The organism is Mycobacterium sp. (assembly GCF_049281135.1).
In the GTDB taxonomy this organism is placed as follows: domain Bacteria; phylum Actinomycetota; class Actinomycetes; order Mycobacteriales; family Mycobacteriaceae; genus Mycobacterium.
Map to the genome: position 1 here is coordinate 1 of NZ_JBAPRN010000155.1, position 11,392 is coordinate 11,392.

3 protein-coding genes are annotated in these 11,392 nt (G+C 67.7%); all 3 read left to right on the forward strand.

Annotation, left to right across the window (positions count from 1 at the left end; genetic code table 11):
- A partial coding sequence (locus tag WAN02_RS06425; RefSeq protein WP_422263334.1) for a type I polyketide synthase occupies positions 1 to 4,311 on the forward strand: 4,311 nt, incomplete at its 5' end.
- A 5-nt stretch (positions 4,312 to 4,316) separates the two neighbouring features.
- Positions 4,317 to 9,635: an SDR family NAD(P)-dependent oxidoreductase gene (locus WAN02_RS06430; protein WP_422263335.1), complete on the forward strand. Its 5,319-nt coding sequence runs from the start codon at positions 4,317 to 4,319 to the stop codon at positions 9,633 to 9,635.
- Positions 9,635 to 11,392: type I polyketide synthase (locus WAN02_RS06435; RefSeq protein ID WP_422263336.1), on the forward strand; the 1,758-nt coding region annotated here is incomplete at its 3' end. The genes WAN02_RS06430 and WAN02_RS06435, both read left to right, overlap by 1 nt.

Genomic DNA, 11,392 nt, shown 5'->3' on the forward strand with positions numbered 1-11,392 from the left:
ACTCTCGCCCACACCACCCGCTACGGCGGATACATGGCCAACCTCGACGAATTCGACGCCGAGTTCTTCGACATCTCCACCCGCGAAGCCGCCAAGATGGACCCCCAGCAGCGGATGTTGCTCGAAGTCGCCTGGGAGGCACTGGAACACGCGGGCATTCCGCCGAGCACCCTGCGCCGCTCGCAGACCGGCGTGTTCGCCGGCGCGTGCTACACGGACTACGGGTACGTGGCCGGAATGGACCTGACCAACGTCGACGCGTGGAGCAATTCCGGTGGCGCGCTGAGCATTATCGCCAACCGGCTGTCGTACTTCCTGGATCTGCGCGGCCCGTCGGTCACCGTTGACACCGCCTGCTCGTCGTCGATCGTCGCCCTGCACCTGGCCTCTCAGAGCCTGCGCGTCGGGGACTCCGACGTGGCTCTGGCGGCAGGCGTGAACCTGATGCTGGCGCCCGCGGTCGTCCGTGCCTTCGACCTGACCGGCGCGTTGTCGTCCACCGGTGCCTGCCATGCGTTCGACGCCGACGCCGACGGGTTCATTCGCGGCGAGGGCTGCGGCGTCGTGGTGCTCAAGCGGCTGAACGACGCTGTGCGCGACGGCGACCGGGTGCTGGCGGTGGTGCGTGGTTCGGCAGTGAACCAGGACGGCCGGTCCAACGGCCTGCTGGCGCCTAACCCCGCTGCGCAGATGGCGGTGCTGCGGTCCGCGTACGCCAACGCGGGTGTGCCGCCACAAGAGGTCGACTACGTCGAGGCCCACGGGACCGGCACGCCGCTGGGCGACCCGATCGAGGCGCGTGCTCTCGGCACTGTGTTGGGACGTGGTCGCGCCGAAGATGCGCCGCTGCTGATCGGCACCGTCAAGACGAACATCGGTCATCTCGAGGCCGCGGCCGGAATAGCCGGCTTGATCAAAGCTGTGCTCGCGGTGCAGAAGGGCAGCATTCCGCAGAACCTGCACTTCCACACTCCCAATTCGCATATCCCCTTCGACCAGTTGCGTCTTAAAGTGGTTGCCGAGCAACAGGAATGGCCGCAGACGGATCATCCGCGGCGGGCAGGCGTGTCGTCGTTCGGGTTCGGTGGCACCAACGCGCATGCGGTGATCGAGCAGGCGCCTGCCGCCGTACCGGTCATCCGTGAGGCCGACCCGGCAGTGAGCACCCTTGTGCTGTCGGGCAAGTCGCCCGAGCGGATCGCCTCGCAGGCGCGGTCGCTGGCGGAATGGCTGCAGGGTGCGGGCGCTGACGTGCGGCTGCCCGACGTCGCCCACACGCTCAACTACCACCGCGAGCGCCACCCGCAGTTCGCCACCGTCTGCATCCGCGACCGTGCCCAGGCGGTGGCTCAGTTGCAGGCGCTGGCCGAGGGCCGATTCACCGATGGCGCGGACGGAATAGTCGGCCCGCACGACGGGCCGTGCAGTCCCGGCACGGTGTTCGTGTACTCGGGGCAGGGTTCGCACTGGGCCGGCATGGGCCGGCAGTTGCTGGAAGACGAGCCGGTGTTTGCCGAGGCGATCGCCGAGCTGGACCCGATTTTTGTCGAGAAGGTCGGGTTTTCGCTGCAGAAGATCATCGCCAACGGCGAGTCGATCAGCGGCGATGCGCAGGTTCAGCCGGTGCTGATGGGATTGCAGCTGGCGCTGACCGAGCTGTGGCGCTCCTACGGAGTGCACCCGGATGCGGTGATCGGCCATTCGATGGGGGAGGTCACCGCGGCAGTGGTCGCCGGTGCGCTCAGTGTCGTCGACGGGCTGCGGGTGATCGCCGTCCGTTCGCAGTTGATGTCCAAGCTCGCCGGCCAAGGCGCTGTCGCGCTGCTGAAGCTCGACCCCGAGGCAACCGAGGCACTGATCGCCGGCTACCCCGAAGTCAGTGTGGCGGGCTATATTTCGCCGCGCGAGACAGTGATTGCCGGCGCGGTGGCCGCCGTCGACGCGGTGATCGCCGCAGTGAGCGCGCAGAACCGTTTCGCTCGTCGGGTCAACATGGAGGTCGCGTCGCACACCGCGTTCATGGATCCGATCCTGGGCGAATTGCGCACGGCCCTTGAGGATTTGGCTCCCGAGATCCCCACCGTCCCGTTCTATTCGACGGTCGTCGAGGGCGCCGCGTCACCGATGCTGGATGCCGACTACTGGGTGGCCAACGTACGTCAGCCGGCGCTGCTCAGCCAGGCCGTCGCGGCTGCCGCCGAGGAGCACGGGACCTTCATCGAGATCAGTGCCCATCCGATCCTGACCCATGCCGTCGGGGACACGCTGGATCCGACCAGCCATCACCACAGCGTGGGGACGTTGTGGCGCGACGGCGACGACGCGGTCCGTTTCCACACCAACCTCAACACCGTCCACACCAGTCATCCGCCACAGGCCCCGCACCCTGTCGAGCCGCACCCGGTGCTGCCGAACACGCCGTGGCACCACGGCCACCACTGGGTCAACCCCCGACCGATCACTCCGATCAGACATGTTGCCGCCGTTGGTGATCCGGGCGTGCACGCAGATGCCAGGATCCCGTCGGAGTGGTACTGCCAGCTGGCCTGGCCGGCCAGCGAATTGTCCGAAGCTAAAGGCGACGCTGACATTTCGTGGCTGGTGATCACCGACTCCGATTTGGGGTCGGAGATCGGCCGCGTCCTCGGCGACGAATTCGCCGCCGCGCCTGCGCCGACGTCGGTGCTGGCCGAAGGCACCGACCCGGTGGCGATCGCCGACGCCCTCGCCGGAGTGACCCACGTGCTCTACGCACCCGAGGTGACCGGCGGCCAGTTCGATGCCGAGGCGGGATACGAGTATTTCAACGCCGCACGGCGGCTGACCGCCGCCATCGCCGAGATGGGCGTGGCGCCGCGGCTGTATCTGCTCACCCGCAACGCCCAGCCGGTCAGCGAAGGCGACCGCGCCAACCCCGCTCACGCGGTGTTGTGGGGTCTGGGCCGCACGCTCGCACTCGAGCACCCCGAATTCTGGGGCCGCGTCATCGATATCGACGAGTCGGTGCCTGACGGCTTGGCCGCCGGCTACGTGGTGGACGAGGCCAAGGCCGCCGACGACGAAGACCAGGTTGTCTACCGGGCCGGCCTGCGCCGGGTGCCGCGGCTGCACAAGGGATATGCTCCCTCGACCGCCCCTGCCGAATTATCCAAGGACAGCAGCTATCTGGTTATCGGCGCGACCGGCAACATCGGACCGCACCTGATCCAGCAGCTTGCCGACTCCGGCGCGGGCACCGTCGTCGCGGTATCGCGCAACCCCGGTTCGCGCCTCGACGATCTGGCCGCCCGCCTGGCGCCGGCCGGCACCACTCTGGTGACGGCAGCCGCCGATGCGGCGGACGAGTCTGCGATGAGCGCGCTGTTCGACCGCTTCGGTGCTGACCTTCCACCGCTGGCCGGCATCTACGTCGCGGCGTTCGGCGGTGGCCCGATCACGTTGCTGGACATGACGAGTGCTGACGTCACCGCGATGTTCCGGCCGAAGCTGGACGTGGTGTCGCTGTTGCACCGGCTGTCACTGCGTCACTCGCTGGATCAGTTCGTGCTGTTCTCGTCGATCTCCGGGCTGACCGGATCACGCTGGCTGGCGCACTACACGGCGACGACGACGTTCTTGGACACCTTCGCGTTGGCCCGCCGGGCCGCCGGCCTGCCGGCTACGGCGATCAACTGGGGGCTCTGGAAGTCGCTGTCCGACAGCCAATCCGAGGAAGAGCGTCAGGTCACTCTCGCTTCGGGCCTGGAGCCGATGGCTGACGAGGTTGCGATCCAGGCGCTGCCGTTGCTCACCGGCCCCGGTGCCCCGGCACGGCCGACCGTTGTTGCCGCCGACTGGGCCTTGCTGGCCGCGGCCTATCGCACCAGGGCGGCCCTGCGCATCGTGGACAACCTGTTGACCACTGGCGAGAGTGCGGAGAGTCCGGCGGCGCGCAGCACCGAATTCCGGAATGCGTTGCGCGACGCCGAACCGACGCGGCGCCACGGAATTCTGGTCGATCACGTGACCGCGCACGTTGTCTCGGCGATGGGGTTGGCGTCGTCGCAGTTACTCGACCCGACGGCGGGCTTCTTCCAGTCCGGCATGGATTCACTGATGAGCGTGACCCTTCAACGATCCCTCTCGGACAGCCTGGGCGAGACGCTTCCCGCGTCGGTGGTGTTCGACTACCCGACGGTCGAGGCGCTGTCGGATTACTTGGCCGGCATTCTTCCGGAGGTAGCAGAAGGGGCCGAGGACGAAAGCGCCGACGACTACGAGGACTTCAGCGACGACGAACTGCTCAAAGAGCTTTCTGAAAGGCTGGGTTGAGCGGGATGACTGCACCGCCAGATCGTCGGGCGATCATCACCGAGGCGCTACGCAAGATCGATGACCTGACGGCTCGGCTGGAGATCGCCGAAAAGGCCGACGTCGAACCGATCGCCGTGGTCGGGATGGCCTGCCGTCTCCCTGGTGGTGTGAGCACCCCCGCCGACTACTGGCAGCTGCTGCACGACGGAGTCAGCGGCGTGATCCGGGTGCCCGAGGACCGCTGGGACGCCGACGCTTACTTTTCCGAGGACCACACCCGGCCAGGCACCATCTGCAACCGGGAGGGTGGGTTTCTCACCTCCTGGCGGCCCGACGAATTCGACGCCGAGTTCTTCGGGATCTCCCCGCGCGAAGCGGTCGCGATGGATCCCCAGCAGCGACTGCTACTCGAAGTCTCCTGGGAGGCACTGGAAAACGCCGGTGTCACGCCGAAGGCGATTCGCAACAGCCAGACCGGGATCTACGTCGGTCTGACCACCAGCGACTACTACTGGCTGTCGACTGACGGCGGGGTAAGCCCGGAGGACTTCGACCCGTATCTGCCGTTCGGCAATGCGTCGAACTTCGCCGCGGGACGGCTGTCGTATTTCCTTGGCGTGCACGGCCCGGCTGTGGTGCTCGACACCGCGTGCTCGTCGTCGCTGGTCGCCATCCACCTGGCAACCCAGAGCCTGCGCCGTCGCGAAACGGATTTGGCGCTGGCCGCCGGAACCAACCTGATCTTGACTCCGGAGAACAGCATCGCCTGTTCGCGGTGGGGCATGCTGGCGCCCGATGGCCAGTGCAAGACCTTCGACGCGGCCGCCAACGGCTATGTGCGCAGCGAGGGCTGCGGCGTGATCGTCCTCAAGCGCCTCAGTGATGCAGTCCGCGACGGGGATTCGGTGCTAGCCCTGGTTCGGGGTTCGGCCGTCAACCAGGACGGTCCGAGCAGCGGGCAGACCGTGCCCAGCGGCCCGGCCCAGCAGGCGGTCTTGCGGGCGGCCCTGGCGTCGGCGCGGTTGCAGCCGTCGGAGATCGACTACATCGAGGCGCACGGCACCGGCACCGCGCTGGGTGACCCGATCGAACTCGACGCCCTCAGCCAGGTTTTCGGCGATCGCGAAGAGTCGGCGCCACTGGTGGTGGGCTCGGTCAAGACCAACCTGGGCCACCTGGAGAACTCCGCGGGTATCGCCGGTTTCATCAAGACCGTGCTCAGCATGAACCACGGCTACATTCCGCCGCACCTGCACTTCACCGGGCTGACCCCGAATGCCGGTGCCGGAGCGTCGAAATTCACCATCGCTGCCGACGGCATGCCGTGGCCCGCAGTCGACCGGCCGCGCCGGGCAGGCGTGTCATCCTTCGGGGTCAGCGGGACCAACGCGCACGTCGTCGTCGAGCAGGCGCCCATCCCGGAACCGGTTGCCGGACAACCAGAACCGGCGATCAGCACACTGGTGATCTCTGGGAAGACCCCCGCACGCATCGGGCCGACCGCAGCGATGCTGGCGGACTGGATGGACGGCGAGGGTGCTGACGTGGCACTGGCCGACGTCGCCCACACCGTCAACAACTACCGGGGCCGGTACCGCAGCTTCGGGACCGTGTCCGCCCGTGACCGTGCCCAAGCGGTTGCCGGACTGCGTGCGCTGGCCGCAGGCGAACCCGCGACCGGCGTGGTGGAGCCCAGCGAGAAGCCGCGCGGCAAGGGCACGGTGTTTTTGTATTCGGGCCAGGGTTCGCAGTGGGCGGGGATGGGTCGGCAGTTGTTGGCCGATGAGCCGGCGTTTGCTGCGGCGGTGGCTGAGTTGGAGCCGGATTTTGTTGCGCAGGTGGGTTTTTCGCTGCGCGATGTGTTGCTGGCTGGTGAGCCGGTGGTGGGTATTGAGCGTATTCAGCCGGTGTTGGTGGGTATGCAGTTGGCGTTGACCGCTCTCTGGCGCTCCTACGGAGTGGAACCTGATGCGGTGATCGGGCACTCGATGGGTGAGGTGACCGCGGCGGTGGTGGCCGGTGCGTTGAGCCCGGCTGACGGTCTGAAAGTGATTGCCACCCGGTCGAAGTTGATGTCGCGGTTGTCGGGTCAGGGCGCGATGGCCTTGCTGGAGCTGGGCGCCGAGGAAGCCGAGAAGCTGGTCGGGCAGTACCCCGATGTCACGGTGGCGGTGTATGCCGCGCCGGAGCAGACGGTGATCGCCGGCCCGCCCGAACAGGTCGACGCCGCGATCGAGGCGGTCGACGCGCAAGGTCTCCTCGCCCGTCGCGTCGAGGTGGATGTGGCGTCGCATCATCCGACGGTGGACCCGATCTTGGCTGAGCTCAAAGAGGCATTGTCTGATGTGAAGCCGATGACGCCGCGGATTCCGTTGGTCAGCACGGCCGGTGATTCCGAGGCAGCGAAGTTCGACGCCGACTACTGGGTGGTCAACCTTCGTAACCCGGTGCGATTCAGCCAGGCGGTCGCCAAAGCTGCGGAAAACCACACCACCTTCGTCGAAGTCAGCCCGCACCCCTTGCTCACCCACGGCATCGGCGAGACGCTGGCCTCGGTGTCGTCGCGTGATCGCTTCAACGTCACCGCGGCGATGAAGCGTGGCGACGACGAAACACTCTCTGTCCACGAGCAACTCGCCACGCTCGGCGTAACGGCCCCCGACACCGTCGGTCGGCGCCGCGTCGACATACCCGCGTCGCCGTGGCTGCACGCCAGCTACTGGGTCGAGAAGAAGCCGGCCGGACAACGGCTGGCCAACGTCCACCCGCTACTCGGCGCGCACGTCGAGATGCCGTCCGGTCATGAGCATGTGTGGCAGACCGACATCGGTGTCGAGACGCTGCCGTGGCTGGCCGATCACACGATTCAGGGCCGGGCGGTCGTCTCCGCAGCCGGCTTCGCCGAGATGGCGTTGGCCGCAGCCGGCCAGGCGCTCGGCGCATCCGTCGTCACGGCGCTGGAGATCGAGCGGCCGCTGGTCCTGGACGCCCAGACCCGCGTCACAACACAGCTTTCGCAAGGCCCCGACGTGAATCGCGTTGAGATCCAGGCCCGCTCGGCCGGCGGCAGCTGGTCCCGCTACGCGGTGGCCGACATCGACCTGGTCGGCGCGCCGGTCGGCAAGCAGGACGGTGAGGGCACCGAGATCGTGCTGCCCGACGAGGTCGCCGATCACCCCGAGTATCGCATCCATCCGGTGCTGCTCGACGCGGCATTGCGGCAGCTGGTGGCCGCCATCCCGGCCGAATCGGACGAAACGTCCTATCAGGCCGTGTCGGTGGAGACGATCCGGGTGTTCGGCCCGATCCGCGGCCGGGCACGTAGCCACATCGAACTGATCGAGCAGGGGCAGGACGGACACCGGGGCCGCATCGTTCTCACCGACGACACCGGGGTCACGATCGCGGAGCTGACCGGCATCGAGCTGAAGCCGGTGGATCTGGCCAGTGTGCCGCTGTCGTTGGAGCAGAAGATCTTTGACGCCGCGTGGGTGCAGAAACCGGTGCCGCAGGGCGACGCGGTGGCAGCCGGTACCTGGGTGGTGCTGGCCGAATCTGATTCGGAGACAACGGCACTCGCAGCAGAGATCACGACCCAGTTCACGTCGCCGACTCGGCGAGTGATCAGCGCAACGCTGGCGGACGAGTCAGCAGTGGCCGAAGCCTTCGCCAAGACCGGCGACGATTCGCAGTTCCCGCCGGTGGGTATCCTTGTGCTGCTGGCGAAGCGCGCATTCGACGGCGCCGACACCGATGCCGCGCTGAGCCGCGCGCAAGATTTGATCGTGCAGATCTCGGCCGCCGCTCACGCGGCCGTCAGTGGCCAGAAGGATAAGTCGCCACGGTTGTGGCTGGTCACCCGCGACGGTTTATCGGTGCACGACAACGAGCCGGGCGACCCGGCGATCGGCGCGCTCAAAGGCCTCATCCGCAACTGGCGGTTCCCCGGCGAAGCGGCCCGCGTACTGGCCGGCGAGCCTGATGTCGGTGCCACCCTGCTCGATGTGGGCAGCACCGGTGACCTCGTCGCTGCGTTGACGAATGAATTGGCGGCGTCGACCGGCGACGACGTGGTCGCGCTGCGCGAGGACGGCCGCTACGTCGAGCGGCTGGTGCGGGCGACACTGGGCGGCGGCCACCACGAAGCGGTGGTCCGCGTGGACGGCTCCTACATCATCACCGGCGGGCTGGGCGGCCTGGGCACCGTCGTCACCCGATGGCTGGTGCAGCGTGGCGCCGGCCGGATTGTCCTCAGCGGCCGCAATGAACCCGCCGAAGCGCAACGCAAGGACCTGGACGCCCTGGGCGACGGCACCGAGGTCGTCTTCGTGGCCGGCGACATCGCAACCCCCGGGGTGGCCGAGCGGTTGGTGGCTGCGGCCGAAGAGACCGGACGGCCGCTGCGCGGACTCGTGCACGGCGCCGGCGTGACCGGCGACGGCCTGGTGACCGCGCTTACCCGGGAAGGGATGCAGCGGGTCTGGACACCCAAGGTGGCCGGCGCGCTGCGATTGAACGCCGCGACCGCCGACAAAGAGATGGACTGGTGGGTCGGCTTCTCGTCGATGGCCACCATGCTCGGCCTGCCCGGCCAGCTGGCCTACGCGACCGGCAATGCCTGGCTCGATGCGCTGATGACGTGGCGACGCGCATCCGGGCGCCCCGCCACCGCGATCAACTGGGGTCAGTGGTCCGCAGTCGGTATGAGCAGCAAGCTGACCTACAGCGTGCTCGACCCGATCACCCCCGACGAGGGCATCGAGGCGCTGCAGACCCTGGTCGGCGGCCCGCTCAACCGGGTCGGTGTCGGCCGGCTGCGGCTCGACCGCGCGGTCGCGGCGACCCCGGAATTCCGCGACCTGGATTACTTCGAAAAGATCGCCTCCGAGTTCAACGCCGCCGTCGCGAGCGTCGAGCACACAGCGCCCGGTGGCGACCCCGCGATAGCGGTGGCCCCGGACTGGTCGACATTGTCAGCCGAGGAGCGGCTCACCGAACTGCAGACCCGGTTGCAGGCCATCTTGGGGCGCGAACTGAGGATGTCGCCGTCGGCGATCAAGCTCGACGCTCCGTTCCCCGAGCTGGGCCTGGATTCGATGATGGCCATGACGGTCCTCAAGGAGACCAAGAAGTTGGTCGGACTGGACGTGTCGGCGAATATGTTGTTCAACCATCCGACCATCGCATCGCTGGCCACATACGTGGCCGGTCTGCTTGCGCCCGCGGACGCGCCGGTGGAGGATTCCGCCGGTTCGGCGACCGAGCCGGAGCGCAGCGTGTTGGATGACTTGTTCGACAGCGTCGAGTCGGCATCGGCGAGCAGTGAAAGCGGTATTTTCTGATGGCGACCATCTACGACAGAGTTTCGGCGATGTCCGGCGAACAGCGGGACGCGATCACGCAGAAATTCGACAGTTCTTCCCGGGTCGTCGCCGCTGAGCCCATCGCGGTGGTGGGCATCGGGTGCCGTTTCCCCGGCGGCGCGGACGGCCCAGAGGGCTATTGGAACTTCCTGGCCAATCGCGGCGACGGGATCAGCGAGATCCCGGCGGACCGCTGGAACGCCGACGAGTTCTACGACGCGGATCAGTTCGCGCCCGGCCGGATGTCGTCCAAGTGGGGCGGCTTCCTGTCCGACGTGGCCGGCTTCGACGCCGACTACTTCGGTATCTCGCCGCGCGAAGCCGAGGCGATGGATCCCCAGCAGCGGTTGATGCTGGAGGTCGCCTACGAAGCGCTCGAGCATGCCGGAATCGCGACCGAGGATCTGTCCGGTGTACGTGCCGCCGTACTGATGGGCGTGTATTACGGCGAATACCAAACGATTTCGGCGGCCAACCCGGATGCCATCGACGCCTACTCCGCGACCGGCAATGCGCACGCGGTGGCCGTCGGGCGCATCGCGTATCTGTTGGGGTTGCGCGGTCCGGCGGTTGCCATCGACTCCGCGTGCTCATCGTCGTTGGTGACGATCCATCTGGCCTGCCAGAGCCTGCGGTTGCGGGAAAGCGACCTGGCCCTGGCCGGCGGGGTCAGCCTGATCCTGCGCCCGGAAACCCAGATCGCGATGGCCAAGTGGGGAATGCTGTCCCCGAACGGCCGGTGCTACTCCTTCGACTCTCGCGCCGACGGATTCGTCCGCGGCGAAGGCTGCGGCGTCGTGGTGCTCAAACGGCTCACCGACGCCGTGCGTGACGGGGACCGGGTGCTCGCCGTAGTGCGGGGCTCCGCCGTCAACCAGGACGGCCGGTCCAACGGACTGACCGCGCCCAACACCATCGCGCAACAAGACGTGATCAGGAGCGCACTGCGGAGCGGCGACGTGCCCGCCCGCTCGGTGAACTACATCGAGGCGCACGGCACCGGCACCGGGCTTGGTGACCCCATCGAATTCGAAGCACTGGCCGACCAATACGGTAAGGGCGACGGCGACTGTGCCCTCGGCGCAGTGAAATCCAACTTCGGCCACCTCGAGGCTGCGGCCGGCATCGCCGGGTTCATCAAGGCCGCACTGTCGGTGCAGCGGTCCCAGATCCCGCCGAATCTCAACTTCTCGCAATGGAATCCGGCGATCGACCACAAGTCGACCCGGCTGTTCGTCCCCACCGAGCTCCGTCCGTGGCCGGCCGAAGAAGGCCCGCGCCGGGCCGCCATCTCGTCGTTCGGCATCGGCGGGACGAACGCACACGTCGTGATCGAGCAAGGCCCGGACCCCGTGCCCGTCTCGCACGGCGACTCGGGGTCCGCGGTGACGACGCTGACGGTGTCCGGCAAGACCGAGCAGCGAATCGCTTCCTGGGCTGCGGTACTGGCCGATTGGATGTCCGGTGCCGGGGCCGAGGTGCCGCTGGCCGACATCGCGCACACCGTCAACCTTTACCGCAGTCGCCACAACAAGATCGCCACCGTTTCCGCGCGCGACCGCGCCGAGCTCGTCGCGGGTCTGCGGGCGTTGGCGGCCGGCCAGCCGACACCGGGAGTTGTTGCTCCGCACGACGTACCGCGCGGCAAGGGCACGGTGTTTTTGTATTCGGGCCAGGGTTCGCAGTGGGCGGGGATGGGTCGGCAGTTGTTGGCCGATGAGCCGGCGTTTGCTGCG